25 protein-coding genes, 1 tRNA gene and 2 pseudogenes are annotated in these 25,321 nt (G+C 61.9%); 11 read left to right on the forward strand and 17 right to left on the reverse strand.

Translation table 11 applies throughout. The annotated features are described in order from the left end of the window. Nucleotides 1-129 (reverse strand): hypothetical protein, encoded by a 129-nt coding sequence (locus tag WGT02_RS18890; RefSeq protein WP_258579757.1) that lies wholly within the window; start codon nt 127-129, stop codon nt 1-3. A 271-nt stretch (nt 130-400) separates the two neighbouring features. Between WGT02_RS18890 and WGT02_RS18895 the strand changes: the two are divergent. Continuing rightward, nucleotides 401-897: pseudogene (locus WGT02_RS18895) on the forward strand (GNAT family N-acetyltransferase). A gap of 96 nt (nt 898-993) precedes the next feature. Here WGT02_RS18895 and WGT02_RS18900 read toward each other — a convergent pair. Then, nucleotides 994-1,851, reverse strand: coding sequence for a LysR substrate-binding domain-containing protein (locus WGT02_RS18900; protein WP_208249691.1), 858 nt, complete (start codon nt 1,849-1,851; stop codon nt 994-996). Nucleotides 1,852-1,944: 93 nt separating this feature from the next. Between WGT02_RS18900 and WGT02_RS18905 the strand changes: the two genes are divergently transcribed. Further along, a complete protein-coding gene (locus WGT02_RS18905) occupies nt 1,945-2,949 on the forward strand; it encodes a bile acid:sodium symporter family protein (RefSeq protein ID WP_208249690.1) in 1,005 nt (334 codons plus the stop codon). A gap of 66 nt (nt 2,950-3,015) precedes the next feature. Here WGT02_RS18905 and WGT02_RS18910 read toward each other — a convergent pair whose 3' ends face one another. Both WGT02_RS18910 and WGT02_RS18915 read right to left on the reverse strand, forming a co-directional pair. Continuing rightward, nucleotides 3,016-3,483, reverse strand: a complete 468-nt coding sequence (locus WGT02_RS18910; protein ID WP_024318222.1) for an Hsp20 family protein — start codon at nt 3,481-3,483, stop codon at nt 3,016-3,018. Nucleotides 3,484-3,854: 371 nt separating this feature from the next. Next, entirely contained in the window at nt 3,855-4,730 is an 876-nt protein-coding gene (locus WGT02_RS18915; RefSeq protein WP_037070053.1) for a Hint domain-containing protein, read from the reverse strand. A 269-nt stretch (nt 4,731-4,999) separates the two neighbouring features. Here WGT02_RS18915 and WGT02_RS18920 point away from each other — a divergent pair, with 269 nt between their 5' ends. Beyond that, nucleotides 5,000-5,974, forward strand: coding sequence for an alpha/beta fold hydrolase (locus WGT02_RS18920; protein ID WP_024315904.1), 975 nt, complete (start codon nt 5,000-5,002; stop codon nt 5,972-5,974). A 41-nt stretch (nt 5,975-6,015) separates the two neighbouring features. On the opposite strand, the gene hisN is transcribed toward WGT02_RS18920, so the two are convergent. Further along, the gene (gene hisN, locus WGT02_RS18925; protein WP_208249687.1) at nt 6,016-6,789 is read right to left on the reverse strand and encodes a histidinol-phosphatase; all 774 of its coding nucleotides are present in this window, start codon (nt 6,787-6,789) and stop codon (nt 6,016-6,018) included. Nucleotides 6,790-7,033: 244 nt separating this feature from the next. Further along, nucleotides 7,034-7,915 carry an N-formylglutamate amidohydrolase gene (locus WGT02_RS18930; RefSeq protein WP_024315902.1) on the reverse strand — a complete coding sequence of 294 codons (882 nt, stop codon included), beginning with the start codon at nt 7,913-7,915 and terminating at the stop codon, nt 7,034-7,036. Nucleotides 7,916-8,102: 187 nt separating this feature from the next. Between WGT02_RS18930 and cpdR1 the strand changes: the two genes are divergently transcribed. After that, nucleotides 8,103-8,465: a response regulator CpdR1 gene (gene cpdR1 / locus WGT02_RS18935; protein WP_007527565.1), complete on the forward strand. Its 363-nt coding sequence runs from the start codon at nt 8,103-8,105 to the stop codon at nt 8,463-8,465. A gap of 83 nt (nt 8,466-8,548) precedes the next feature. After that, a tRNA-Val gene (locus WGT02_RS18940) sits at nt 8,549-8,623 on the forward strand. A gap of 393 nt (nt 8,624-9,016) precedes the next feature. On the opposite strand, the gene WGT02_RS18945 is transcribed toward WGT02_RS18940, so the two are convergent. Both WGT02_RS18945 and WGT02_RS18950 read right to left on the reverse strand, forming a co-directional pair. Further along, the gene (locus tag WGT02_RS18945; protein WP_225039740.1) at nt 9,017-9,337 is read right to left on the reverse strand and encodes a hypothetical protein; all 321 of its coding nucleotides are present in this window, start codon (nt 9,335-9,337) and stop codon (nt 9,017-9,019) included. Nucleotides 9,338-9,539: 202 nt separating this feature from the next. Continuing rightward, nucleotides 9,540-9,761, reverse strand: coding sequence for a hypothetical protein (locus tag WGT02_RS18950; protein ID WP_024315900.1), 222 nt, complete (start codon nt 9,759-9,761; stop codon nt 9,540-9,542). Between the two features lie 248 nt (nt 9,762-10,009). On the opposite strand from WGT02_RS18950, the gene WGT02_RS18955 reads away from it, so the two are divergent. Continuing rightward, a complete protein-coding gene (locus tag WGT02_RS18955; RefSeq protein WP_208249685.1) occupies nt 10,010-10,489 on the forward strand; it encodes a hypothetical protein in 480 nt (159 codons plus the stop codon). Nucleotides 10,490-10,517: 28 nt separating this feature from the next. Here WGT02_RS18955 and WGT02_RS18960 read toward each other — a convergent pair whose 3' ends face one another. From WGT02_RS18960 to WGT02_RS18970, 3 genes are all read right to left on the reverse strand, one after another. After that, nucleotides 10,518-11,216: a hypothetical protein gene (locus tag WGT02_RS18960; RefSeq protein WP_024315898.1), complete on the reverse strand. Its 699-nt coding sequence runs from the start codon at nt 11,214-11,216 to the stop codon at nt 10,518-10,520. Nucleotides 11,217-11,533: 317 nt separating this feature from the next. Continuing rightward, the gene (locus WGT02_RS18965; protein ID WP_339151140.1) at nt 11,534-11,689 is read right to left on the reverse strand and encodes a hypothetical protein; all 156 of its coding nucleotides are present in this window, start codon (nt 11,687-11,689) and stop codon (nt 11,534-11,536) included. An 85-nt stretch (nt 11,690-11,774) separates the two neighbouring features. Further along, a complete protein-coding gene (locus WGT02_RS18970) occupies nt 11,775-12,017 on the reverse strand; it encodes a hypothetical protein (RefSeq protein WP_024315896.1) in 243 nt (80 codons plus the stop codon). A 361-nt stretch (nt 12,018-12,378) separates the two neighbouring features. On the opposite strand from WGT02_RS18970, the gene WGT02_RS18975 reads away from it, so the two are divergent. Further along, on the forward strand, nt 12,379-13,470 hold the full coding sequence (locus tag WGT02_RS18975; protein ID WP_024315895.1) for a DUF475 domain-containing protein: 1,092 nt from the start codon (nt 12,379-12,381) through the stop codon (nt 13,468-13,470). A gap of 131 nt (nt 13,471-13,601) precedes the next feature. On the opposite strand, the gene WGT02_RS18980 is transcribed toward WGT02_RS18975, so the two are convergent. The 4 genes from WGT02_RS18980 to WGT02_RS18995 form a co-directional block, all read right to left on the reverse strand. Then, nucleotides 13,602-13,769 carry a hypothetical protein gene (locus WGT02_RS18980; RefSeq protein ID WP_093041484.1) on the reverse strand — a complete coding sequence of 56 codons (168 nt, stop codon included), beginning with the start codon at nt 13,767-13,769 and terminating at the stop codon, nt 13,602-13,604. Between the two features lie 234 nt (nt 13,770-14,003). Further along, nucleotides 14,004-15,521 carry a tripartite tricarboxylate transporter permease gene (locus WGT02_RS18985; RefSeq protein WP_208249683.1) on the reverse strand — a complete coding sequence of 506 codons (1,518 nt, stop codon included), beginning with the start codon at nt 15,519-15,521 and terminating at the stop codon, nt 14,004-14,006. Nucleotides 15,522-15,532: 11 nt separating this feature from the next. Further along, nucleotides 15,533-16,024: a tripartite tricarboxylate transporter TctB family protein gene (locus tag WGT02_RS18990; RefSeq protein ID WP_024315893.1), complete on the reverse strand. Its 492-nt coding sequence runs from the start codon at nt 16,022-16,024 to the stop codon at nt 15,533-15,535. Continuing rightward, nucleotides 16,021-16,965 carry a tripartite tricarboxylate transporter substrate binding protein gene (locus tag WGT02_RS18995; RefSeq protein ID WP_024315892.1) on the reverse strand — a complete coding sequence of 315 codons (945 nt, stop codon included), beginning with the start codon at nt 16,963-16,965 and terminating at the stop codon, nt 16,021-16,023. Before WGT02_RS18995 ends, WGT02_RS18990 begins: the two co-directional genes overlap by 4 nt. 316 nt (nt 16,966-17,281) lie before the next feature. Here WGT02_RS18995 and WGT02_RS19000 point away from each other — a divergent pair, with 316 nt between their 5' ends. Beyond that, nucleotides 17,282-17,470, forward strand: coding sequence for a hypothetical protein (locus WGT02_RS19000; protein WP_024315891.1), 189 nt, complete (start codon nt 17,282-17,284; stop codon nt 17,468-17,470). Between the two features lie 17 nt (nt 17,471-17,487). Here WGT02_RS19000 and WGT02_RS19005 read toward each other — a convergent pair whose 3' ends face one another. Further along, a complete protein-coding gene (locus WGT02_RS19005) occupies nt 17,488-18,555 on the reverse strand; it encodes an ABC transporter substrate-binding protein (protein WP_051166689.1) in 1,068 nt (355 codons plus the stop codon). 49 nt (nt 18,556-18,604) lie between these two features. Next, nucleotides 18,605-19,690 carry a MerR family transcriptional regulator gene (locus tag WGT02_RS19010; RefSeq protein ID WP_024315889.1) on the reverse strand — a complete coding sequence of 362 codons (1,086 nt, stop codon included), beginning with the start codon at nt 19,688-19,690 and terminating at the stop codon, nt 18,605-18,607. 137 nt (nt 19,691-19,827) lie between these two features. On the opposite strand from WGT02_RS19010, the gene WGT02_RS19015 reads away from it, so the two are divergent. The 3 genes and pseudogenes from WGT02_RS19015 (at nt 19,828) to WGT02_RS19025 (ending at nt 25,315) form a co-directional block, all read left to right on the forward strand. Then, nucleotides 19,828-20,505 (forward strand): response regulator transcription factor, encoded by a 678-nt coding sequence (locus tag WGT02_RS19015; RefSeq protein ID WP_024315888.1) that lies wholly within the window; start codon nt 19,828-19,830, stop codon nt 20,503-20,505. Then, complete coding sequence (locus tag WGT02_RS19020) at nt 20,502-21,884, forward strand: sensor histidine kinase (protein WP_208249681.1); 1,383 nt, start codon at nt 20,502-20,504, stop codon at nt 21,882-21,884. Before WGT02_RS19015 ends, WGT02_RS19020 begins: the two co-directional genes overlap by 4 nt. Before the next feature lie 111 nt (nt 21,885-21,995). Next, nucleotides 21,996-25,315: pseudogene (locus WGT02_RS19025) on the forward strand (DUF2126 domain-containing protein). Nucleotides 25,316-25,321 lie beyond the last annotated feature (6 nt).

Below are 25,321 nucleotides of genomic sequence, written 5' to 3' on the forward strand. Positions count from 1 at the left end.
TCAATTCTGATGCCCCGTGACGGCGGATTGCGGCTTGCCGCTGTCCGTCGTTTTCGCGTCGTGTCCGGCCACGACAATCAGCATCACACAGGCAACCAGCCCGGATACGAAGAGTATGCCATACGTCATCGGTCCGTTCTCCTTGCCCCGAAGATCGACCATCAAGCCGGGGAGCCTAGACGCCGAACCTAACCAGATGCCTAAGCTACAGGGTTGAGAGCGTCTTAAGATGGTAGGCGGCCCGTTAACTTTTGCGGCAAAAGCCGAACGAAAATTGCGCCCGCGTGAAGCGTTGTTGCGGGATGGGCGTGGTTGAGATCCGATGCCCTCGCCACCCCGCCGCAGCCGCGCTATCACGGGGGCACCGGTCTGAAATCGGAAAACAGCGAAGGAAACCCGAATGGAAATCCGTCCTGAACAGCCAAGCGACATCGCGGCGATCCGTCAGATAACAAAGGCGGCATTCGCGTCGATGGAATATAGCAGTCAAACAGAAGCAGAGATTGTTGACGCTCTCCGCGAAGCGGGCGCATTGACGGTCTCGCTCGTCGCGGTCCAGGATGGTGCCGTTCTAGGGCATATCGCGTTTTCGCCGTTGCGATCGATGGCCAAGACAAGGGCTGGTTTGGACTTGGACCGGTCTCGGTCAGGCCGGACCGTCAAAAAGAGGGCATTGGCGGCAAGCTCATTCGCGACGGCTTATCGCGGCTTACCAATGTCGGAGCCAGAGGCTGCGTCGTTCTCGGCGATCCTGGCTACTATAGGCGCTTCGGCTTCCAGAATGACACCAATCTGATCTTTGAGGCGGCGCCTGCGGAATATTTCATGCACTTGGCGTTCGACGGCCACACGCCTGCGGGCAAAGTCAGCTATCACGACGGCTTCAGTGCCACTTGATAGGGAAGCCGAGGTCTTGAAGACAAGATCGCCCTCTCCATAGCGCATGTTGGGAAACTGGCTTCGCGACTGTTCGTCCGGCGGCTGACAGCCGTGTCATGTGTTGGCGCGAAGGCTACGCACCTTACCAAGAATATCATCCGATAGGGCTGAAACCAGTGCTTGGTCCGCCCCTTTTCGCGGCACCAGCACAAACTCGACATCCTCGAGCACCGGCAGCTTGCCTTTGCCAATCTCCTTCAACCCTGATGGCGCCATGCTGCGTGGCTGCACCAGAACACCCATCCCCGCCCGCGCTGCCGCCGTCAGTCCGCTGAGGCTGCCGCAGGTGCAGACGATCCGCCAGGCGACCTGGCTGCGCCCCAACGCTTCGAGTGCAATGCTGCGCGTCACGCTCGGCGGCGGGAAGGCGATCAATGACAGGGGCCCACCGCTCAACACCTGCTCGGGATCGCGCGCCAGCCAGACGAGTGGCTCGCGATAGACCAGCCGCCCGCGGGCATCGCCGAGCCGGCGCTTCGCCAGCACGAGGTCGATCTCGCCATTGTCCTGCATCTCGTAGAGCGTCCCGGAGAGCGCAACCGTCAATTCGAGATCGACCGATGGGTGCGAGCGGACGAAATCCTCGAGCACTGCCGGTAGCTGGCTGGTCACGAAGTCTTCCGACACGCCGAGCCGGAGATTGCCGCGCAGCTTCTGTCCCCTGAATTGCGATTGAACCTGTGCCTCGATCGTCAGCATCGCCCGCGCATGGCTGAGCAGCGCCTCGCCGTCGGTCGTCAGCAGCACCTTGTGGGTGTCGCGCGCCAGCAACCGCCGTCCGACAGCGCTTTCGAGCCGCTGGATGTGCTGGCTGACGGTCGATTGGCCGAGCCCGAGCCTTTCGGCGGCAAGCGTGAAGCTTCCCATCTGTTCGACGGCAACAAAACTGCGCAGTTGCGTAAGATCAAGCATGGCAATCCAGAAATGCGATAACTGTTATTCCTTGCATCCTGTATCATAATGGAAGAAACACAAATGATCTACTGATCTCCATGAGTGTCCGCCATGCGCCGTTTTCTACCCGATAACTTTACGATGCTACTCGTCTGCACCGTCATCCTCGCCGCGCTGCTGCCGGCCAAAGGCGCTTTTGCCGGCTATTTCGGGATCGCGACGAACCTGGCGGTGGCCCTTCTCTTCTTTCTGCACGGCGCACGCCTGTCGCGCGACGTCGTGATCGCCGGCCTGCTGCACTGGCGGCTTCATCTCGTCATCCTGCTGACGACGTTCGGACTTTTCCCGATCCTCGGCCTCGGCCTCGGCTTCGTGCCTGAATGGATACTGCCGAAGCCGCTCTATCTCGGGATCCTCTATCTGAGCGTTCTGCCATCGACGGTGCAGTCGTCAATCGCCTTCACCTCGATGGCGGGTGGCAACGTCCCGGCAGCCATCTGCTCGGCATCGGCGTCGAACATCTTGGGCATGTTCCTGACACCGCTGCTGGTCGGGCTGCTGTTTTCCGTCGGCGGTCATGGCGGCTTTTCGTGGAACGCGCTGCAGCAGATCCTTCTCCAGCTGCTGCTGCCCTTCGTCGTCGGCCAGTTGCTTGAGCCGTGGATCGGCGGCTGGATCCGCGCGAAGAAGAGGCTTCTGATGCCTGTCGACCGCGGCTCGATCCTGATGGTGGTCTATCTCGCCTTCAGCACGGCGGTCGTCGAGGGTCTGTGGCACACCTTCTCGATCGGCGACATCGCCGCAGTCATTGTCGCCGACACAGCACTGCTCGCCTTCGTGCTGTGCTTCACCATGTTTGGCAGCCGCCTCCTCGGCTTCAGCAAGGCCGACGAGATCACCATCACCTTCTGCGGCTCGAAGAAGAGCCTCGCCAGCGGCGCGCCGATGGCGAGCGTCATCTTTGCCGGGCAATCGGTCGGGGCGATCGTGCTTCCATTGATGCTGTTCCACCAGATCCAGCTAATGGTCTGTGCCGTGATCGCGCAGAAATATGCGGCCAGAGCAGCGCACCACATTACCGAAGAGGAAGCCGAGGAAGCGGCAAGCCCGGCCTGACATTGGACGACAAAAAGGCGGCGCTCACACGAGCGCCGCCTGCATGATTGGCCTGGGAGGACCGATTTAGTTGGCGACCTGCGCCTCGATGGCCTTCGGCGCGCTGACCGGCTCAGCCGCAATCGCGATCTTGCGCGGCTTCATGGCTTCCGGAATGCTGCGAAGCAGGTCGATGTGGAGCAGACCGTTCTTCAACGAAGCGGCGGTGACCTCGACGTGATCGGCAAGCTGGAAGCGGCGCTCGAAGGCGCGCTTGGCAATGCCGCGATAGAGGAACTCGCTGCCTTCCACATTGTCTTCGCTCTTTTCACCCTTGACGGTCAGAGCGTGGGCCTGTGCCTCGATGAAGATTTCGGTCTCATCAAAACCAGCAACGGCCATGGTGATGCGATAGGTGCTCTCGCCGGTACGCTCGATATTGTAGGGCGGATAGGTCTGGCCCTGGTCAGGCTGACCGAGACTGTCGAGCATGGTAAAAAGACGGTCGAAACCGACGGTCGAACGATAAAGGGGAGAGAAGTCTACGTGACGCATGATGTCCTCCTGAGGAAGCGACGTGTTGCGATAGTTGCCCCTGAAACCCCTTGATCGGCAGCTTCGGGACGGGTGGACAGGCCCGTTTGGCGCCTGCAGGAATGAGATGGGGATGGCTTTTGCGCAGTTCAAGACCCCGGCGCAGGACCGCCCTCACGTTGCGTGAACCGCATATGAATAGCCGGTTCGGAAGCCATTCATGAGTGGAGGATTAGGAATCATGCCCATCGGGTGACACTGGCCCGACGGCTGGAGTGTATCGTCCCTTCGTCTTCAGCCCGATCTCCAGCCGGCATCGCGGAACCTCACGTTCCGCATGCCGGTCTTTTTTTGAACGGTTGAGTTCGAAGACGACGACAGCCCGTCGCGTGTCAGACCGACAGCTCCTTGGCACGCGCGTTGATCTTTTCGCAGGCATCCTCGAATGGGTGGCGCGTCGGCACCCAATGCGAAGCGCCAAGCAGGAGAAGCGCCTTCAAATGCGTCCAGCCGCCTTCCTCGCCGACAACCGGCGCATAAGACGTCATCGGACCGCGCTCCTCACCGGCATAAAGGCGTTCGTACTCCGCGAAATTGGAGAAGTTTTCGTGACTGTTGTCCGAGGGATGGAAAGTCTCGGCCGCAGCGCCTTCAGCAAGGATGACTTCATGCGTATCGAGCAGGACGGCATAGTACTCGATCGACCTGTCGTTGGCAGGAACGACTGGCGCGATCGTCGTGCCGTTCACGAGGTCCTTGACGCGGATCAGAACACCGTTCAGGAGCAGCGCATGGCCAGGCGACAGGTAGAGATCGGAATGTGGCGTATGCTCATCCAGCGCATGGCGCGAGACTCGGACCGGCACGACGCCGTCATGCCAGCGCGCGCCACTCCTCTTGAAGACTTGGCGACCGACCCACTTGATCCGCCGTATATCCCCATCCGGAAGCGCAACGCGATCGCCGATCCGAAGATCCTCGACACGTTTTTCACCGCAATCCGTGAGGATCGATGTCCCACGCAAGAAGCAATGCGCACCACCGCCGCCACCAGAGTTGCCATTCCCGCTGCCACCAGAATTGCCATGCCCGCGTCCACCAGAACCACCGCGCCCCCAACGCCTGCCCATCGCGTGCGCAGGGGAAGAGGAAACTGCCATGGCGATGGCCGCAACGCTTGCGAAACGAGCACCGGCGGCGGCGGCCACACCCAGAAAATGCCTGCGCGCGGTATTGCCTGGCAGCTTTGGATCTTCCGTCGACAACATGCTGGCTTCCTTTGAAAAGAGTAATACTGCTCCATGGTACAATAAGTTGCATTGCATTGAACTTCGCAGAATAGCGCTAATGCCTACTCAAAAGGGAGTATACGAAGGCTGCCACGAGCCACACCAGCTCAAGACGTTTGCACAGTGGTGACAGGATTCAACGTTTTGCTCTACCGCAGGTTGGCACCGCATCTTTCTTTCATTTGACATGGCGATCGCCTATCCGCTTTACTCGACAGGCGAATCCGGAAGGACACGATCGATCAGCCATGGAACCAGTCCTTTTCTCGACCCCCAACAATCCGATACCGGAGAACCGCACGGAAGGCTTCTTCGAGACCCATGATGGCCATCGGCTGCGCTATGCCGTCTTCCGCTCTGATGCGCCGGTAGCGAAGGGCACCGTCGTCCTCCTCCAGGGCCGCAACGAATATATCGAGAAGTATTTCGAGACGATCCGCGACCTGACGGCCAGTGGCCTCTGGGTTGCAACATTCGATCTGCGCGCCCAGGGTGGCTCCGACCGGCTTCTGAAGAATCGCCACTACGGTCATGTCCGCCGCTTCATCGATTACGAGCACGACCTCGACACGTTTCTCGAGAAGATCGTGCTGCCGGATACCCGCCTGCCCTTCTTCATCCTCGCGCATTCGACCGGAGCGTTGATCGCGATGTCCGCCGCCCCCTACCTCTCGACGCGCATCGAGCGCATGGTGCTGACAGCCCCGTTTATCGGCCTCTCGGGCCAGGCAGCGTCGGAAGGTACGATCCGCGCGCTCGCTGGGGTCGCCTGTTCGCTCGGTCTCGGCTCGTTTCCGCTGACGCGCAAGCTCAAGGAACAGCCGTTCCGCGATAACCCTCTGACATCGGACCAGACGCGGTTCGAGCGCAACGCTGGTGTTGCCGCGGCCCATCCGGAATTGACGCTCGGGCCCCCGACGGCACGCTGGCTGCACGATTCGTTCCTAACGATCGACCGCGTGACGTCACCGAACCATCTGTTCTCGATCACCATTCCGACGGTCGTCATCGCGCCGACGCGCGACGAGATCGTGCCCTATATCGCGCAGGAGCGTATCTCGCGCTATTTCCGCGCCGCCCAGTTCGTCCCGATCAACGGCGCGCGGCATGAGGTGCTGCAGGAACGCGATGTCTACCGCAAGGCAGCGCTTGCAGCCTTTCACGCCTTCGTTCCCGGTAGCGATGCCGAGGCCGTCGAGGAAGTCGAAGGTTTTGGCACCTAGCCCGGCCGCTATCTGACGACCTCGGCAAGTGCCGATGGCTGCTATCGATTGAGGACAGCCATCGCCTGCTCGTAGACGGCGCGGCTTCCAGCGGCAATGATCGAGCCGCCGTTTTCCGGGCGCCCGCCATCCCAGGTCGTGATGATCCCGCCGGCGTTCTCGATGATGGGAATGATGCCGCCGACATCGTAGGGCTTCAGACTGTTTTCGATAACCAGGTCGACGTGGCCGGCAGCGAGCAACGCGTAGGCGTAGCAATCCGTGCCGTAACGGAAGAGCCGCACCTGGCTCTCGATCTCTCTGTACTTGTCCATCTCCGCGCCCGTGAAGAGATGCGGTGAGGTGGTGAAGAGAATGGCGTGCGCCAGTGCACCGCAATCGCGAACCTGCAGCCGGCGCTCTCCCTCCGGACCGTTGTAGATAGAACCATTTTCATCCGCGAAGTAGCGTTCGCCGGTAAAGGGCTGCTCGATCATCCCCATAATGGCCCGGCCATATTGCTGCAGGCCGATCAGCGTTCCCCAGACGGGCACGCCGGAAATAAAGGCACGCGTGCCGTCGATCGGGTCGATAACCCACACGTATTCGCGGTCCAGGCCGATGCTGCCGTGCTCTTCACCAAGGATGCCGTGATCCGGGAAATGCTCCTCGATCAGCGCGCGAATGGCGACCTCAGCCGCCCTGTCGCCCTCGGTGACAGGGTCAAAGCCGCCCGACAGCTTGTTGGTCACGTCGAGCCCGGAACGGAAACGCGGCAGTGTCTCGGCCTTGGCGGCCTCCGCCAGGCGGTTGAAGAACGAGCGATCAGGCAACATGGTGAAATCCATCGGTGGCGCGCGAGTGGCGCTTTTCATAGCGGAATTGCGGCCGGTTGCAAACGAGAGCGGCAGCTTTTAGCCGGCTGCACATTTTTTTTGCACCGCAAAATTCTGATTGACAATTGTGCATCGCAATAGTAGCGTTTGCTCACAGTCTTCTGACTGTAAATACCCTCCTTGGGTGTTTCCTCCCTAGACTTGGACCGCCGCAAGGCGGTCTTTTTTTGGCAGCCTAGAAGGCTTACTCGGCAGCCAGGGCAGAATCTGTCGCGAACTGCGCCACATAGACCGCCAACTGGCGCATGAAGGCGGTGATCGCTCCGACAACCAAGGCGAAGTCGGCACGCTTCTCCAGCGTAATTTCGTCGACATAGATCGACCGGTTCACTTCGATTTGCAGCGCATGCAGCCCGCGTGACGGGCGGCCGTAATGCTCGGTGATGAACCCGCCGGCATAGGGCTTGTTGCGGATCGCGGTGAAGCCCATTTCCTCGAAAATGGCGACGGCGGCGCGCGACAGCTCTGCCGAGGCACTGGTGCCATATCGGTCGCCGATGATGAAATCGGGCCGCGCATTGCTGCCGGCCACCCGAACATTGCCCGGCATGGAGTGGCAGTCGATCAGCACGCCGAAGCCGAACTGCACATGCGTGCGGGCAATCAGCCGCCGCAGCGCCGCATGATACGGCTTGTAGACGCTCTCGATACGATCCAGCCCCTCCTGCACCGACAGCCGCCGGGTGTAGATCTCCATGTTCTCCGCAACGATGCGCGGAATAGTGCCAAGCCCGCCCGCCACGCGCAGCGAATTGATGTTCGCGTAAGGCGGCAGCAGACCGTCGAACATGCGCGGATCGAGCTCGTAAGGTTCGCGGTTCACATCCAGATAGGCGCGCGGAAAGTTTGCAAGCAGGAGCGGCGCCCCAAGCGCGCTCGCATCGGCGAACAGCTCATCGACATAGTGGTCTTCGGAGCGGCGTATGGAAACGCCTTCGAGACGCGACTGGGCGATGAACTCAGGAGGATAGATGCGCCCGCTGTGCGGCGAGTTGTAGACGAATGGAATGGTGTGCGACAAAGGCTCCCGGACCTCGAAAAGTGCGTATTCGGGGATTTCGTGCACCCTTGTTCCCTCTTTACCATGCCAGGAGGCTACTGCTTCGCCCATGTTGCCAGTTGCCGCACGGCAAGTCCATACTATCTCATGGGGATGACGGCCCGGACGGCCTCTTCACCGGTTGTTTACTGGGCGAACTCTAGTGTAAATGGCTGGAGCCCCACGCATAAATTACGGATCAGCGGTCTGGATAATGACTCAGAAGATACTTCTTGCAGAAGACGACAACGACATGCGCCGCTTCCTTGTGAAGGCGCTTGAAAAGGCAGGCTACAAAGTCCTCTCTTACGACAACGGCGCCAGCGCCTATGACAGGCTTCGCGAAGAACCCTTCTCGCTGCTCCTGACCGATATTGTCATGCCCGAAATGGATGGCATCGAACTGGCGCGCCGCGCGACCGAACTCGATCCGGACCTCAAAGTGATGTTCATCACCGGATTCGCGGCGGTCGCGCTGAACCCCGATTCGAAGGCACCGAAGGACGCCAAGGTTCTTTCCAAGCCTTTCCACCTGCGCGACCTCGTCGAGGAAGTGAACAAAATGCTTGCCGCATAAGGCTTCCGGCAGCGCATGTCACAAAACCGAAAAAAGCCTATTGACGGCAAAAAAGGTTTGTGGTCTATGCGCCGCCATCGGATGGGCGTGTAGCTCAGCGGGAGAGCACTACGTTGACATCGTAGGGGTCACAGGTTCAATCCCTGTCACGCCCACCATTCGAATTCAAGGGCTTAGCGGAAAACCGCTAAGCCCTTTTCCGTTTCGGGATGCTGGATGAAGCACCGCTTGCGCGCAGTTCCACGAGCGCCGCTGCCACGGCAAGAAACGGGTGGGCGGCTTTCGGTCTTTGCGCATTTAATGCTCCGACCCCAAGAGCATCGCAGGCACGCCATGTCGCCATTTCTAGCGCTGCACGCTGTTGTCGCTTAACGCGGCGAAGGTCTTCTGCCGGAGCTGCCGGCAATTCTGCGCCATCACGAAGAAAATCGGGTGGAAAAGACGCCGCGGGTAGCAAACTCTGACGGCCGGGCCTTCCGACATCATTCGCGGCCTCTCGTTGAGGCGTCGCCTCGATATCAGCTGGGAGAGGCGCGCCTCCCATTGAGACGCTACGGATTATTGTAAAAGGATCCGCTGTCGTAAACGCAGGCGTAGTCGAGCACGCACTGCTTGCCCCTCGCATCTCGGACATTGGCGGTGGAGCGCCCATAGCCCAACCCACACTTGGCGGGTGGATAGCGAAAGCTGCTGCCGCCGAAGCCGGAGCGGACGAACACCTTCTTGTTTTGGCGGATAATCTGCGAGATTTGGCTGCAGGTGTGAGCGCGAGCATCGACGTTCAGTGCCCCAGCAGAAAAAGCTGTCGATGGCGCCACGAGCGTGGCGGCCAGGATCGCAGCATTGAAGGCAGCACCAGATGCAGCGCCCATTTCGCCCTCCCCCTGGATGAGCATGGCCGGAATCCGACTATACTCGTTTTTGGCGAACCGACAAATCGGCTGCCACCGCACCCCAGGCTCCCCGCTTGCGCGATAGACAGCCAACCCGTAGACGATGCGCGCTGGTCTTGGCAGAACGCCCGCCAATCAGCGGGCGCTTCGTCCGATTTTCGTGCGCAAACAGCAGCCCATGCTACATGCACGCAGCCGCCGATTTCATTGCCGCCTCGGCGAGCGCCTTCGTTTTGTGCGAGCTTCCGACGGCCATAGCGGCCTTGCCGTCAGGGCGCTTCGGCACGACGCTGCATTTGTTGCTGTTCGGAGCATGTTCCACATAATAGTGGCTACTTGCGGCGAGCGCCGGAGCGACGCCGAAGGCCAGGATAGCAACACTCAGAGCGATTTTCCTGATCATCGCATTTCCTCCATCTTAGCTTAACCGGCAGTCTCGCTGCCAGGCCAAGAGGTAGCTATCGCGCCCGATGGGTTTCGACCAAGCGTCATTTCACCGCACGTCCCCGTCTGCTCGGCCCGAATGACCGCACGGCAAACGCGGTCGATTGCCAAGATTGAAAGTCGAGCCTATCGACCAATTTCGAACACAGAAGAATGGCAAGTCGCTGCCCATACAACAGCACTGCCGAGATACGACGAGGTAAAGACATGAAACTGGCAACTTTGGCCGCTGCTTCACTGCTCGCCGCAACACTGACGACAGCAGCCGACGCAGCCCCGCAAAACTTCCCCGGCGCCCCCGGAGCGCTAACGCTTTCCGGCAAATGCGCCAATCTCGTCGTTGGCAAGGTCGACGCGACGAAGGGTTGCGAAGGCGAACTCGCAAGCGTGACGCTTGTGAATGGCCAGGTCACCTTCATCTTCACCTCAGGCGGCAAGATGCTGGGCTTTCAAGGCGATGGCACGGCCATCAAGCCCGCCTCCAACGGCAATGCTCGCATGCCACTCAACCTAGTCGTGACGGGCGTCGGCCAGAAGATGACCGGTCAAGTGAAAGTTGCCGGCACCTGCACGATGGGCAACCCGTATGGCGGCAAGCCGGTTGCCATCGAATGCACCGCCGAAAGCAAGGACACGGCGTTTGCGGGCAGCTTCCGCACCAATGGCAAGGCGCCGAAGCAGAAGTAGCCCACCGTTTTGCAGGTACAGGCCAGGCTCAGGCACACCAGGCGCCATTCGCGCCGGGTTTGCGTGCCAAGCCCTCGTTGATCATCTGCATGCCGATCGACAGGCCATCGCGCGACACGACGTTCGGCACGCCGGCCTTGCCAGGCTGCCCGGCCGGGTTCATTGAGAAGGATCCGGAGTTCAGGATGTTCAGGAGCCGCAGCTTGGCAGCAAAGCCAAGCCGCTTCTCGTTGTCGCAACGAGCCGTCTCGATGCCGGGGCTCACGACGTCGGCAATGGCGATCTTCTCGCCCTTGTACCAGAACGTGCCTCCATCGGCGACGCAGTTGATGTGCTCTCCCTGCCCGCAATAACCGAACGCGGCCTTGCCGGTCTGCGCTTGCGCGGGTGAGATGGAGACCGGGATCGCTTTTTCGGGGACGACAGGCGCCTTGGCCGGAATCGGCACGGCGGCAGGCGGTACCACGCGCGGCGGCGCGGTGATCGAGGCGGTCTGCCTCGGGCTGGAATCGCGTGCAGGTTCGCTTCGCACGACCGAGGCCGGCCGGGAAACGATGGACGCCGGCGCGTGCGCGGCCAGCATCGGCTTCACGCTCTTCCAGTTGTCGTAAATCGCAATGCCACCAACGGCGATGACGCCGATGATTGTCCAGGGAAGAGCGCTTCCACCTCCCCTTCCCTTCGATCGTGCCGATGATTTGCGGCGGCGGGTCGCAGTCTTTGCCATCTATCCGATTCCCGTGAACGGACGGATTATCGCCGGGCAATCCTTTCCGAAAGGTTGGCAGCTGCTTGATTTTCGCATGGAAGACGAGGGGCGCAGCGGATGTTGCTGATATTTTCCCTGAGCTGGGATTGCGCCGTCCGGGCCAGCAGGTGGTTTTCCGGCGCAAGCGACGCTCCGCCATTGACCGGTTGCGTTCTTGGCCACGTTGCTACGACTTACGAGCAGTTCATCTTGCAGGAGGTGGAAGCGCGGTTCGAGCGATCCTGATCATCAGAGTGACGATCCATGATGCTGCGAAGCGCCTGACGAAGCGGCGACTACAATCGCCGCACCGCCGGGGACGCCATGTCCAGCCTCAAGCGCGTCGGCGGGTCCCAACGAGAGCCCAGCGAATTCGTGATCTCGATGTTTTCCAGATCGATCTGAATATCAGCGGCCGCGCGAAGCGCTTGCCATTCGATCTCGTGCTTCATGTAAATGTCGTGCGGCACCAAAGTTGCTTTCATCTTTCTCACCGGTTGTCGCGAGTAAAAACTCAGGGCTGCAAACACCGATGCATCAACGGGTCGGCTTTGCGATCGTGGAATCGTGCTCCACGGCCGGTTTCGGCCCACTCTTCGAAAGATCACGGCCGGTGACGTGGGCGGGAACGTGGACGTCATCGAAAACGCCGTGCGGCAGGGTCAGATCGACCTGATGTGGTGGCAGCACTTGCGCCTTCTGCATTCGGTTGGGGCGCGCTCGCTTCATTCGGTCGGATTTTTCAGTGCGTTTGTCGGGAGTGTGGGTCGAGGGGTGCATCGTCGGCCTCCTTTTTATTGCGCATAACACTGGTGAACTAGGGGCTAACGACGGCGAGGCCGGATGGTTCCAAAGAAAAGACAAAGCGTATCGCGCCGATCTTGACTGGCGCGGGAAGTTCACTACCTTCGCCTTATCCCGCGGCCTCGGACATCGGCCGACGGGTGAACCTGGTGCCGGGCCCCTCTGGCGAGAGTTATTACGGCGCTCTCGTGATGTCGGTACCGCCTGCAGCTTAAGCCGGCGGATTTTCATTGATGAAAAAGCTCACCATGCCTCACGCGCATGCCCTTTGTGGTATGTCGCGTTTTTCACGCACATATTCCCTGTTCGACAAGGCTCGTGGCTGCGAGGTGCGGCCATGACCAACAATTCCTCGCAGAAATCGACGCTCGGCTATTTCCGCTGGGCCTTCATCGTCACCTTCCTCGGCCTCATCTTGGGCGCAGCCCTTGGCTGGCAGACCACCGGCACCATCGGCGGCATGGCGACCGTCTTCTTCGTCTGCACGGTGCTCGCCGTGCTGGAGATCTCGCTCTCCTTCGACAACGCCATCGTCAATGCCAACAAGCTGAAGGAGATGACGCCGGCCTGGCAGCATCGCTTCCTCACCTGGGGTATCGTCATCGCCGTCTTCGGCATGCGGATCGTTTTCCCGCTCGCGATCGTCGCGATCGCCGCCAACATCGGCCCCTGGGAAGCCTTGGTGCTCGCAGCGCGCGAGCCGGCCGAGTATGCGCGCATCATGAACGACGCGCACCTGCCGATCGCCGCCTTCGGTGGCACCTTCCTGATGATGGTCGGCCTCAACTACTTCTTCAACCATGAGAAAGACGTCCACTGGATCGCCGGGCTTGAAAAGCTCATGGCCCGTTCCGCCACGATCAAAGGCATCGAGATCGCCTTCGTTCTGGCGCTGGTCCTGATCTTCTCGTCCTTCCTTGGCGAGGAAGAAGCCAGCACCTTCGTCCATTGCGCCATCTACGGCCTGCTGACCTTTCTCGCGGTCGAGGTCATCGGCGGCCTGCTCGATGCCTCGCAGCAGACGATGAGCGCCGCCGCCAAAGGCGGTCTCGGCGCCTTCATCTATCTCGAAGTGCTGGATGCCAGCTTCTCCTTCGACGGCGTCATCGGCGCCTTCGCGCTGACGCAGAACCTCTTCGTCATCGCCATCGGCCTCGGCATCGGCGCCATGTACGTGCGGTCAATGACGATCATGCTTGTCGAAAAGGGAACGCTTGCCGAATACCGCTATCTCGAGCACGGCGCCTTCTACGCGATCCTGATCCTCTCCGTGATCATGTACGTGCAGACCATGTTCCATATCCCCGAGGTCATCACCGGCCTTGGCGGCGCGGCCCTGATCGGCATCTCGCTGTGGTCTTCCATCCGCTACAACAAGAAGGAGCAGGCGGCAGAGAGCGCGCAGGCGCACAAGGAACTGCACGCCTGAACCTGATGAGCCACACCCGACGGTGCGGCTTCAGCAGGACAAAAATAAAGCCCGCGACCATCCGGTTGCGGGCTGTTTCGTATCTGGCGATCGGCCGACCGCCAAATCCGCGCCGAAGGGCGCAGATGAGTTTAGTGGTTGATTCTGCCAAACATGCTCGGGTCGATGCCGAGCTCGCGCAGATCGCGGGCCTTCGGGCGACGGCCAGCTTCGATGGTGGCGCTCACAGCATTTGCAGCACCGATCACCGCAAAGGCGCGGCCAAGGAAACCATCGCGAATGGACTTACGGAAGGACATTTTCTTTCTCGCTTTGCTTTATGATTGACCGCTCACATATGTGGCCGCGCGCGTCTCGCCACAAGCAACGGAAATTCAGCCCTGCTATGCAAGAACATACGGTCAGCGGCTTCGCTGGCCCGAAGAAGGAGCTGCTCCTCAAACCAGGCAGGAGCTGTCTTCCCTGTAACACGAAAAGGCCGGCGGATGTTTCCATCGCCGGCCGCAAGGGAGGGGTTCGGGCAGTCTTTTTCTTTAGTCCTCGTTCGCAGCAAGCTGCGACAGAACCTCGCCGCGTCCGCGCAACCGCAGAATCAGCGGAATGATGAAGGCCGCTGCGGCAACGATCAGCAGGCCCGCGGCGATCGGCGACATCACCAGCGTCGTCACGTCGCCCTGGCTGATCGCCAACGCGCGGCGCAATTGCTGCTCGGCCAGCGGACCAAGGATGAGGCCGACGACCGCCGGCGCGATCGGGTAGCCGAAGAGCCGCATGATGTAGCCGAGCACGCCGAAGGCGAGCAGCATGCCGAGCTCGAACACCGAGGGGTTGGCGCCGATCGTGCCGAGCGTCGCAAACAGCAGGATACCGGCATAAAGCCATGGCTTCGGGATCGTCAGCAGACGCACCCACAAGCCGATCAGCGGCAGGTTGAGCACCAGCAGCATCGCATTGGCGATCAGCAGGCTGGCGATCAGGCCCCAGACGATCTGCGGGTTGTTCGCAAACAACAGCGGACCGGGCTGCAGACCATATTGCTGGAAGCCGGCGAGCATAATCGCTGCCGTCGCCGTCGTCGGCAGGCCAAGCGTCAAGAGCGGCACCAGCGTGCCGGCCGCAGACGCATTGTTCGCAGCCTCCGGACCGGCAACGCCTTCGATCGCACCGTGGCCGAATTCCTCCGGGTTCTTCGCAAGACGCTTTTCGGTGGCGTAGGAGAGGAACGTGCCGATCTCGGCACCGCCGGCCGGCATAGCTCCGATCGGGAAGCCGATCAGCGTGCCGCGCAGCCAAGCCTTCCACGAGCGTGACCAATCCTGCGCCGTCATCCACAGCGAGCCCCTGACGGCCTCGACCTTCTCTTCGCCACGATTGCCCTGAGCGGCGATATAGAGCGTTTCGCCGATCGCAAACATCGCGACCGCAAGCGTCGTTACCTCGACGCCATCGAGCAGATCCGGAACGCCGAAGGAAAGGCGTGCCTGTCCTGTCTGCTGGTCGATGCCGACCATGGCAAGGGCAAAGCCGATGAAGAGCGAGGTCAAGCCGCGCAAGGCGGAGTCTCCGAAGGCCGAGGAGACGGTCACGAAGGCGAGGACCATGAGGGCGAAATATTCGCGCGGTCCAAAAATCAGCGCAAGCTTGACGACATAGGGCGCGATGAAAGCAAGGCCGAGCGTTGCGATCAGTCCCGCGACGAACGAACCGATCGCCGCCGTCGCCAGCGCTGGCCCGCCGCGGCCGGCCCGCGCCATCTTGTTGCCTTCCAGTGCGGTGACGATCGAGGCGCTTTCACCGGGCGTGTTGAGAAGAATAGAGGTCGTGGAGCCGCCATACATGCCGCCGTAATAGATGCCCGCGAACATGATCAGCGAACCGGCAGGGTCCAGCTTGTAGGTGACGGGAAGCAGAAGCGCCACGGTCAGCGCCGGGCCGATGCCCGGCAGCACACCGACCGCAGTGCCGAGCGTAACGCCGACGAACGCATAGAGCAGGTTCATCGGCTGCATGGCGACCAGGATACCCTGGAAGAGGAATTCGAAGGTGCTCATCGCATCCAATCCTAGAAGAAGATTCGTTCGAACGGCCCGGCAGGCAGGGTCAGCTGCAAAAGCTTCGCGAAGATCACCCAGACGACGAAGCTGAAGGCGATGCCCGCGGGGATCGAGATCCAGAGTTTGCGACGTCCGAAGCCGGCCGCCGTGAACGCAAAGAGAATGCCGGTTGCGATCGAAAAGCCTGCCGTTTTGAGAAGCAGCATCTGCGCGGCAAGGCCGGCGACAATCCAGATGACGGGAGCAACTTCCTGATGTTCCCGCTCCGGAAACTCGTTGCGCCAGGCTTCGAAGATCGTCCAGATGCCGAGACCGATCAGCCCGAAGGCCACGACCTTGGGTGCGGTTGCCGGGCCGATGCGGTCATACTGGGCGATAGCGCGCATGTGCGACGCGTCCCAGAGCATGACGGCGGCGACGGCGAAAAGACAGATGGCGATGACCAGCGCCGCCCAGTCGGGGCGACGCTTCGTTGCCAAGGGTTCGTTGCCCCTGCTCATTGAACAAGTCCGATCTCTTTGAGGATGGTTTCGGTTGCCGAAACGTCCTTGTCGAGCTGCGCCTTGAAGGCGTCGCCGGCGAGGTAGGTGTTGGCCCAGCCCTTGGTCTTCAGGATTTCCTGCCAGCCGGCGGATTTCGAAAGCTTGTCGAAATCGGCGGTGATTGCGGCCGTCTGCTCGGCCGAAAGACCGGGCGCTGCGGCAACCATGCGCCAGTTCTCGACAGCCACATCGAGACCCGATTCCTTGAGCGTCGGCGCGTCGACGCCCTCGATGCGCTTGTCGCTGGAAACGGCCAGAAGCCGGAGCTGCCCAGCCTTCACCTGCGATTCAAATTCGCCGTAGCCGGAAATGCCTGCGGTCACCTGCCCGCCGAGAATAGCGGCCAGCGCTTCGCCGCCGCCGGAGAAGGCGACATAGTTGATCTTCGTCGGGTCGACGCCGGCAGCCTTGGCGATCAGGCCGACAGCGATATGGTCGGTGCCGCCTGCCGAACCGCCGCCCCAGGAAACGGAGCCCGGATCCTGCTTCAGCTTGGCAACGAGATCGGCCATCGTCTTAATGTCGGATGCGGTCGGAACGACGATCGCCTCATATTCGCCGGTGAGGCGGGCAATCGGCGTGACGTCCTTGAGGGTGACCGGCGACTTGTTGGTCAGGATCGCGCCGACCATGACGTAGCCGCCGACGATCAGTGCGTTCGGGTTGCCGCTGTTCTGGCCGGTGAACTGGGCGAGACCGATGGTGCCGCCAGCGCCCGGAACGTTTTGAACCTGCACGTTGCCAGAAATGCCTTCCTTCTGCATAACGGTCTGCAGCGAACGAGCCGTCTGGTCCCAACCGCCGCCGGGAGCGGCCGGCGCCATGATGGTGTAGTCGGCGGCATAGGCCGGCAGCGCGACCGCGGCTGCGAAAATGGTTGCAAGAAGAGTATGCTTCACGAGTGTGCCCTCCGTGGGCGCGGCTGAGAAACCGCGCATTGTTCTCGATGGAATCGGGAAGGACACTGCAGACGGACGTAGGGTCCGTTATGGCTGGCAAGCTCCTCCCGAAACTTCATCTCTCCGCCTCCACGGAGCTGAAGTTCTGCAAAGCGGACCACAACAAGCTGTCATTTAGCTGACATCGGCTAAGTATCCACCCCATAGTGACACTTTTTTGCCGTAATTGGCACTGGCCGGGGGACATCGCAGAATTTCGACCTCGATGGAACTTGTCCGCCGCCCGGGCGTTAAGGACGGCTAGGAGGATTGGGCCATGAGTTCTCACATCGATACCAAGCAAATCGAACATGAGGGCTTACGACAGGTGTGGAGCGTGCGCGACTTCGCGCGCCGTCACCGGTTGGACAAGGAAGAGGAGAAGCGTCTCCTCGCGCTTTTCGGATCCTTCGCGACCAAGCAGGAATTGCTGGCTAACGCCCAGCGGCCCTGCCTGTTCCGGTAGCTTCCGCGACGAACTCCCTATTGCGTGCGCAGCACTTCGTTCCAGTGCGCGATCAGTCTCGCGCGCTTGACCTGATCCAGATAGACCATCAATCCCGGGCTGACAGGCACGGGCCGCAACTGCGCACCCAGAAGCTCCTGCATCGTGTTGGCCGTATTTTCGCCGGCAACTTCGGGGCTGACGGCGGGAATCTGCAGCTCGCGCGCCATGATCGTCTGCCCCTCCTTGGACATGAAGAAGGTGAGGTAACGTCGCCCGAGTTCCGGGTCGGCCGCCGCCTGCGGCACGAGGCCGATGCGCGACATGACCACCGTATAGTCCTTCGGCAGCACGATCCCGACATCGGGATGGCGCCTCGCCCAATCGGCGGCGTAGGAGCCGAGGATGTTGTAGCCGAGCACAAAGCGTCCGTCGGAAACACGCTCCAGAATGGCAGAGCTCGTGGAATAGAGCTTGACGCCGGCCGCCCCCATGGCGCCGACGACCGACCAGATATCGCCGAACTGCTCCTGGTCGCGCGCCATGAACAGGAAACCGACGCCGGAGCGCTCGATGTCATAGGTTCCGATCCGGCCGTGGATAATATCGCCTTTGCGCTTGAGGTAATCGACGAATTCGGCCCGCGAACTCGGGGGCGGCTCACTGGTGAAGCTCGGCTTGTGGTAAACGAAGACCGCCGGCTCGAAAGTCAGCGCGTAGGCGGTATTGCGCCAGTTGGCCCATTTCGGCCAGCGAGCGCTCATCGGCAGGTTGCTCACCTGCGCGTAGCCGTCGTTGGAAAGCTTCACCTGCAGGTCCATTGCCGACGAGAAGGCGAAATCGGCCGTCTGCTTGCCGGCATCCGTCTCGCGCACGATGCGATCGTAGATTTCGCCGGTCAGCATGTCCTCATACTTGACCGCCACATCGGGGTTGGCCGCCTGAAACCCGTGGATCATCGGCTGCGCCAAGGGCTCGTCAAGCGAGGAATAAACGACCAGCGTCGGAGCCTGCGCATTGCCGGAACGCGCGGGATAGAACACCTCGTCCGCAGTCGCCAGACCGGGACAGAGCAGCAGGCATGCAAGTAAATATAGTCTCCTCATCCCCCTAAGATGCATGAGGGTGGAGGGCGACACAAGGCACCGAAGCGATCTAGGGCAGCGGGCGGATCCACGCGCCGCTGAACCGTCCATCCTCGGCGAGAGTGAAGCGCCATTCCATCAGTTCGTTTTCGAAGACCACCTCGTAGACGTCCCATCCTTCCGGCGATACACCCTTGAAAACATGGCCTTTCACGGGACCCGCCTTTTCGAGATCGGCCTTGATCTTCTGCGCCTGCTCGCGCGTCGCGGCGGCGAGCGGCTCGGTCATCCGGCCGAGATCGTATTCGCCGCGTGCAGCCTCGTCGATGAGGCTAAGCAACCGGGCCTCGCTGCCGGCGACCGGTCGCTTGTCCCTGATCCTACTTTCAAGTTCAGCGGCGATCTCCTGCGCCAGACCCTCGTCGATGCGCCGTGCTATCTGCTCGTAGCCGTTCTGGTGGAGTATGAGGCCTTCCGCTGGAGCCCCATTCTCGTGGGCGAAGCTTAGCTGCGCCGGCACGACTCGATAGAAAAAGACATCCTCCTTTTCAGGATAGATATCCAACCGGTCCTGACCGGTGAGCTGAGCCGCCAGCCCTCCCTCACACATTGAGATCGTCATGACGCCGCCGTTCGGAAAGCGGTAGGCGCCGACGCAGCGGCTGTAAAGGGCCGGATCGATCGACACTTCGGTGCGCGGGCGGGCCTGCTCGTAGCGCCGCCATGCCACGGCATCAGCGGTATCGTCGCTCATGTCTGTTTCCCTTGCTATCTTGATGAGGTCGTGAATGGCGATCGGCTCGCCGCCTGCAATGCGCTGCCGCGATGCCCGAATGAGGGCGAGCCCCTCCTCGGCCCTCTCGCGCAAAGCGACGAGGGCGGCCTGCTGCATGGCGAGCGTCCGGTCGAGATCGATCGCACGTCCCGCCAGCAATTGGGTGATGTGGGCGAGACTTAGCCCCATGCGCTTCAGCGCCAAGATTTCATGCAACCGCGCTATGTCAGAAAGACCGTATAACCGCCAGTTCTTGCCGGTCCGGCGCGGGTTGATCAAACCGCGCGCCTCATAGAGCCGCAGCGCCCGCACCGTAAGACCCATCCGCTCGGCGCATTGGGCAGCCGTCAGCCAGAGATTTTCGTTGATTCGTCCGGTCATCGCACCTCCATTGCCCCCTTATAGGCTATGACCCAAGGGGCGGCTCAAGCACGTTTTTCCTCCATCACTAGACGCGCCCGTCCTCGTGACATCGGCCGCACCAGCCTGTATCCTCTTCAAAAACCAAGGGAACATCCGTGCGCATTCTACTGGTGGAGGACAATATCGCGCTGGCCGACGGGCTTTCGGCCATCCTGCGCGGCACCGGTCATGCCGTCGATGTCGTGCATGACGGCGCCTCTGCCAATGCCGTGACGGCAGCCGAGAACTTCGATCTCGTCGTGCTCGACCTGAACCTGCCGGAGATGGACGGCCTCGATGTTCTGCGCGCCATGCGCGCCCGGCAGAACAAGTCGGCGGTCCTCATCCTGACGGCGCGCGGCGCGCCAGAAGAGCGCGTCAAGGGTCTCGATCTCGGCGCCGACGACTACCTCATCAAGCCCTTCGATGTTTCGGAATTCGAAGCGCGCGTGCGGGTTCTGCTACGCCGGCAGGCCGGTCTGCATTCGGCGACGGTCAGCTTCGGCGGCGTGTCGCTTGATCTCAACTCCCGCGCCTTCTCCGCCGGCTCGACGCCATTGGACATTCCCGCCCGCGAGCTCGGCCTTCTCGAGATCCTCTTCATGCGCGCCGGCAAGGTCGTCGCCAAGGAAGCGATCATTCAGTCGCTGACCGCTTTCGACGACGACATTTCCGCCAATGCCATCGAGCAGTATGTCAGCCGTCTGAGGAAGCGCCTGTCGCCCTACGGCCTCACGGTGAAGACCGCGCGTGGCATCGGCTACTATCTCGACAAGCTGCCCGAGGCCTCATGACAACGGTCTATTCGCTCCGACGAAGGCTCTTGTTCTGGCTGCTGATCTCGACCGCCATCATCGGCATGGTCGCGCTGGTCGACACCTACCGCGAAGCCGTGCAGACCTCCAACATCGTATCGGATCGCGTGCTGGCCGGTTCCGCGCTTGCCATTGCAGAACGCGTCGTCGTTGCGGAAGACGGCACGCTCGAGGTCGATATCCCCTATGTGGCGCTGGAGATGTTGACCTCGGCCGCGCAGGACCGCGTCTTCTACCGCGTCGACGGCCCGCCCGGGAAATTCATCACCGGCTATCAGGCGCTTCCCGTCCTTGCCGAAACCGTGGGCGACAATGCTGCCTTCGCTGACGACACATTCCGCGGCGAGCCGATCCGCGTCGCAACGCTCAAGCGTTCGGCCTCGACAGGCATCCGCTCGGTGCCCTTCGCCGTTACCGTTGCCGAAACCACGATTGCCCGCCGCCAGCTTGCCCGCGCCATCCTCTTCCGCTCCGCGCTCCGCCTCTCGTTGATGATCGCAGGAGCCGCCGTCATCGTCTGGATCTCCGTCACCGTCGCGCTGCGCCCGCTCTACAAGCTGCGCGACGCGATCGGTGAGCGCAGTCCCGACGACCTCCACCCGATCGAACAGTCGGTACCGAGTGAGGTGCAGCCGCTGGTCGACACGGTAAACGGTTTCATGGTGCGTCTGGAGTCGGCGCTCGATGCGCTTCGCAACTTCACCGGCAACGCCAGCCACCAGCTGCGCACCCCGCTTGCGATCATCCGCACGCAGCTCGCGCTATCGGCCCGTGCCGGCACCTTGGCCGAAGCGCAAGGCTCCGCCCTGAAAGGCGACCAGGCCGTCGCCCACGCCGAGCGCATCCTCGCCCAATTGTTGCTGATGGCAAAGATCGATGCGGCGACGGCCAAGGAGGCGCTGACGGTCTCCTCCATCGACCTGACGGCCATCGCGCAGGAGATCACCGGCGAGCTCATCCCGGCCGCCGCTGAGGCAGGCATCGATCTCGGATTCGACGGTGACCGCCCTGCGTTCGTCCGCGCCGAGCCGCTTCTGATCGGCGAACTGCTGCGCAACCTCGCCGGAAACGCCATCGCCTATGCCGGCAAGGGCGCAGAGGTGACGGTTCGGATATCGGAGACGGATGATACTGTCCGCCTCGACGTCGAAGACAACGGACCAGGCATCCCGTCCGACAAGCTGGCCGCCGTCCGCCAGCGCTTTTCGCGTGGCAGCGATTCGGGTACGCCGGGCGCCGGGCTCGGCCTGCCGATCGTCGAGGAGATTGCCGGCCTCTTCAATGCGGCGCTGGCGCTGGAGCCTGGCGCGAACCGCAAGGGCCTCAAAGTCTCCGTGACCTTTGCGAAGGCTGCCTAAAGGCTTAGCCGGCTCGGCCTTACCTTCTTGCATTCTTTCGCTGCATTGCACACACTGACGTCCGGGAACAGGAAATGCCGCACGAAGATGTGGCGCCAGATAAGGCAAGATATGTCGATCAAAGCCAGCATCTATCACCTACGCACTACAAATACGACAAGCCGGTCCGCCTCGGACCCCAGATCATCCGCCTGAAACCGGCCTCGCATTCGAAGACGCGGGTGATCAGCCACGCGCTGAAGGTCTCGCCGTCCAACCATTTCGTGAACCTGCAGCAGGATCCCTACGGCAATTATCTCGCCCGCTACGTCTTTCCGGACCCGGTCACCGAATTCAAGATCGAGGTCGATCTCGTCGCCGACATGACGGTCTACAATCCCTTCGATTTCTTCATCGAAGAGAGCGCCGAGACGTGGCCCTTCTCCTATCCCGAAGACATCAGGGACGATCTGAAGATTTACATGCAGCCGCAGCCGATGGAACCGGCGCTGGCAGCTTACGTCTCCGGCATCGACCGCACGCCGGTGCGCACCATCGATTTCATCGTCGGCCTCAACGCCCGCCTGAAGGAAGACATCGAATACGTCATCCGCATGGAGCCCGGCGTCCAGACGCCGGAGGAAACGCTGAAGCTCGCCCTCGGCTCCTGTCGCGATTCGAGCTGGCTGCTGGTCGAGATCCTGCGCAATCTTGGGCTCGCCGCCCGCTTCGTCTCCGGCTATCTCATCCAGCTGACACCCGACCTGAAGGCGCTCGACGGCCCCTCGGGGACTGAGGTCGATTTCACCGACCTGCACGCCTGGTGCGAAGTCTATCTTCCCGGCGCCGGCTGGGTCGGCCTCGACCCGACCTCCGGGCTGCTGACCGGGGAGAGCCACATCCCGCTCGCCGCCACCCCGCACTATCGCAACGCCGCCCCGATCTCCGGTGCGCTCTTTGGCGAGGCCAACACCGAGTTCGCCTTCGACATGAAGGTGTCGCGCGTTGCCGAGCATCCGCGTATCACCAAGCCTTTCTCCGACGACAGCTGGGACGAACTCAACGCACTTGGCGCAAAGGTCGATAGCATTCTTCAAGCCGAGGACGTTCGCCTGACCATGGGCGGCGAACCGACCTTCGTCTCGATCGACGACTTCGAATCCGAGGAATGGAACACCGCCGCCGTCGGCCCGACCAAGCGCGAGAAGGCAGACGAGCTGATCCGCAAGCTGCGCGAACGCTTCGCCCCCGGCGGCTTTCTGCATTACGGCCAGGGCAAGTGGTATCCGGGCGAAAGCCTGCCACGCTGGACCTTCTCGCTCTACTGGCGCAAGGACGGCAAGCCGATCTGGCGAAACCCGGAGCTGATCGCCGGCGAAGGCAAGGACACCGGCGTCAAAGCCGAGGACGCCTCCAACCTGCTGAATGCGATCGCCCGCGAGTTGGCGATCGAGCCCGACATGGTACTTCCCGCCTACGAGGATCCGGCCGAATGGATCATCAAGGAAGGCAGCCTGCCGGAAAATGTCGATCCGTCCAATTCCAAGCTGAAGGACCCGGAAGAGCGCAGCCGCATCGCCCGTGTCTTCGAGCGCGGCCTGACGACGCCGACCGGCTACATTCTGCCGGTTCAGGCCTGGAACGCCAGGGCATCGGGCCAGCGCTGGGTCAGCGAAAAATGGAAGACCCGCCGCGGCAAGATCTTCCTCGTGCCCGGCGACAGCCCCGTCGGCTATCGCCTGCCGCTCGGCACGCTGCCCTATGTGCCTCCGGCTCGCTTTCCCTATATCCACCCAGCCGATCCCTCGATCCCTCGCCAGCCGCTGCCAGAGGTCTTCGTTCCCGCCGGCCGCGCCATGCCCGAAGCGTCCCGCCACAGCGACGACAGCAGCCAGAGCCGCGTCGAGCAAACGATCGGCGAAATCGGCGGCGCGGTGCGTACCGCCATTTCGGTCGAGCCGCGCGACGGAAGGCTCTGCGTCTTCATGCCGCCGGTCGAGCGCATTGAGGATTATCTCGAACTGATCGCCGCCGCCGAAAATGCCGCGGCCGAGCTCGGCCTGCCCGTCCATATCGAAGGCTATTTGCCGCCGCAGGACGAGCGCATCAACGTCATCCGCGTCGCCCCCGACCCCGGTGTCATCGAGGTCAACGTCCATCCCGCGTCCAACTGGCAGGACTGCGTCGACATCACCACGACGGTCTATGAGGAGGCGCGCCAGACCCGGCTTGGCGCCGACAAATTCATGATCGACGGTCGCCACACCGGCACCGGCGGCGGCAACCACGTGGTCGTCGGCGGCGCCAATCCAGGCGACAGCCCGTTCCTGCGCCGTCCCGACCTGTTGAAGAGCCTGGTGCTGCACTGGCAGCGCCATCCCTCGCTCTCCTACCTGTTCTCAGGCATGTTCATCGGCCCGACCAGCCAGGCGCCGCGCATCGACGAGGCCCGCCACGACAGCCTCTACGAGCTGGAGACGGCGCTTGCCCAGATCCCGGCGCCCGGCCACGGGGCGGCGCCGCTCCCATGGATCACTGACCGCCTGTTTCGCAACACGCTGATCGATGTGACGGGCAACACCCACCGCGCCGAAATCTGCATCGACAAGCTGTTCTCCCCGGATGGCCCGACCGGCCGTCTCGGCCTCGTCGAGTTCCGCGGTTTCGAAATGCCGCCGAACGCCCGCATGTCACTGGCCCAGCAATTGATGGTGCGCGCGCTGATCGCCCGTTTCTGGCAGAACCCGGCCGATGGCAGGTTCGTGCGCTGGGGAACGACGCTGCACGACCGCTTCATGCTGCCGCACTTCGTCTGGGCCGATTTCCTCGATGTGCTCGGCGATCTCAGGCAGAACGGCTTCGACGTCAGTCCCGAATGGTTCAAGGCGCAGCTCGAATTCCGCTTCCCCTTCTGCGGCGAGGTCGAATACGAGGGCTCGAAGCTGGAACTGCGCCAGGCGCTGGAACCTTGGAACGTCATGGGCGAGGAAGGGGCGATCGGCGGCACCGTGCGCTATGTCGACAGCTCCGTCGAGCGCCTGCAGGTTCGCCTCGAGACCAGCAATGCCTCGCGCTACACCGTCACCTGCAACGGCCGCACGGTGCCGCTGACGCCGACCGGCACGGCGGGCGTCTCCGTCGCCGGCGTCCGCTTCAAGGCCTGGCAGCCGGCGTCGGGATTGCACCCGCTTTTGCCGGTCAGCACGCCGCTGACCTTCGACATTTATGATACGTGGTCGAAGCGTTCGATCGGCGGCTGCATCTATCATGTTGCCCATCCCGGCGGGCGTAGCTATGACACCTTCCCTGTCAATGGTAACGAAGCGGAAGCAAGGCGTCTGGCGCGATTCGAGCCGTGGGGGCATACGGCAGGCGGTTATATCCCGCGCGCTGAAACAGCGTCGCCGGAATTCCCGCTAACGCTGGATCTTCGACGACCGGTGGGAATTTAAACGTTA

The organism is Rhizobium sp. T1470, from assembly GCF_042140505.1.
In the GTDB taxonomy this organism is placed as follows: Bacteria; Pseudomonadota; Alphaproteobacteria; order Rhizobiales; family Rhizobiaceae; genus Rhizobium; species Rhizobium favelukesii.

Excerpts from the sequence above, each read along its gene's own strand:
- WGT02_RS18890 (WP_258579757.1), bottom strand. The coding sequence starts at position 129 with ATGACGTATGGCATACTCTTCGTATCCGGGCTGGTTGCCTGTGTGATG.
- WGT02_RS18900 (WP_208249691.1), bottom strand. The coding sequence starts at position 1,851 with ATGCTTGATCTTACGCAACTGCGCAGTTTTGTTGCCGTCGAACAGATG.
- WGT02_RS18905 (WP_208249690.1), top strand. The coding sequence starts at position 1,945 with ATGCGCCGTTTTCTACCCGATAACTTTACGATGCTACTCGTCTGCACC.
- WGT02_RS18910 (WP_024318222.1), bottom strand. The coding sequence starts at position 3,483 with ATGCGTCACGTAGACTTCTCTCCCCTTTATCGTTCGACCGTCGGTTTC.
- WGT02_RS18915 (WP_037070053.1), bottom strand. The coding sequence starts at position 4,730 with ATGTTGTCGACGGAAGATCCAAAGCTGCCAGGCAATACCGCGCGCAGG.
- WGT02_RS18920 (WP_024315904.1), top strand. The coding sequence starts at position 5,000 with ATGGAACCAGTCCTTTTCTCGACCCCCAACAATCCGATACCGGAGAAC.
- hisN (WP_208249687.1), bottom strand. The coding sequence starts at position 6,789 with ATGTTGCCTGATCGCTCGTTCTTCAACCGCCTGGCGGAGGCCGCCAAG.
- cpdR1 (WP_007527565.1), top strand. The coding sequence starts at position 8,103 with ATGACTCAGAAGATACTTCTTGCAGAAGACGACAACGACATGCGCCGC.
- WGT02_RS18945 (WP_225039740.1), bottom strand. The coding sequence starts at position 9,337 with ATGGGCGCTGCATCTGGTGCTGCCTTCAATGCTGCGATCCTGGCCGCC.
- WGT02_RS18950 (WP_024315900.1), bottom strand. The coding sequence starts at position 9,761 with ATGATCAGGAAAATCGCTCTGAGTGTTGCTATCCTGGCCTTCGGCGTC.
- WGT02_RS18955 (WP_208249685.1), top strand. The coding sequence starts at position 10,010 with ATGAAACTGGCAACTTTGGCCGCTGCTTCACTGCTCGCCGCAACACTG.
- WGT02_RS18960 (WP_024315898.1), bottom strand. The coding sequence starts at position 11,216 with ATGGCAAAGACTGCGACCCGCCGCCGCAAATCATCGGCACGATCGAAG.
- WGT02_RS18965 (WP_339151140.1), bottom strand. The coding sequence starts at position 11,689 with ATGAAGCACGAGATCGAATGGCAAGCGCTTCGCGCGGCCGCTGATATT.
- WGT02_RS18970 (WP_024315896.1), bottom strand. The coding sequence starts at position 12,017 with ATGCACCCCTCGACCCACACTCCCGACAAACGCACTGAAAAATCCGAC.
- WGT02_RS18975 (WP_024315895.1), top strand. The coding sequence starts at position 12,379 with ATGACCAACAATTCCTCGCAGAAATCGACGCTCGGCTATTTCCGCTGG.
- WGT02_RS18980 (WP_093041484.1), bottom strand. The coding sequence starts at position 13,769 with ATGTCCTTCCGTAAGTCCATTCGCGATGGTTTCCTTGGCCGCGCCTTT.
- WGT02_RS18985 (WP_208249683.1), bottom strand. The coding sequence starts at position 15,521 with ATGAGCACCTTCGAATTCCTCTTCCAGGGTATCCTGGTCGCCATGCAG.
- WGT02_RS18990 (WP_024315893.1), bottom strand. The coding sequence starts at position 16,024 with ATGAGCAGGGGCAACGAACCCTTGGCAACGAAGCGTCGCCCCGACTGG.
- WGT02_RS19000 (WP_024315891.1), top strand. The coding sequence starts at position 17,282 with ATGAGTTCTCACATCGATACCAAGCAAATCGAACATGAGGGCTTACGA.
- WGT02_RS19005 (WP_051166689.1), bottom strand. The coding sequence starts at position 18,555 with ATGAGGAGACTATATTTACTTGCATGCCTGCTGCTCTGTCCCGGTCTG.
- WGT02_RS19010 (WP_024315889.1), bottom strand. The coding sequence starts at position 19,690 with ATGACCGGACGAATCAACGAAAATCTCTGGCTGACGGCTGCCCAATGC.
- WGT02_RS19020 (WP_208249681.1), top strand. The coding sequence starts at position 20,502 with ATGACAACGGTCTATTCGCTCCGACGAAGGCTCTTGTTCTGGCTGCTG.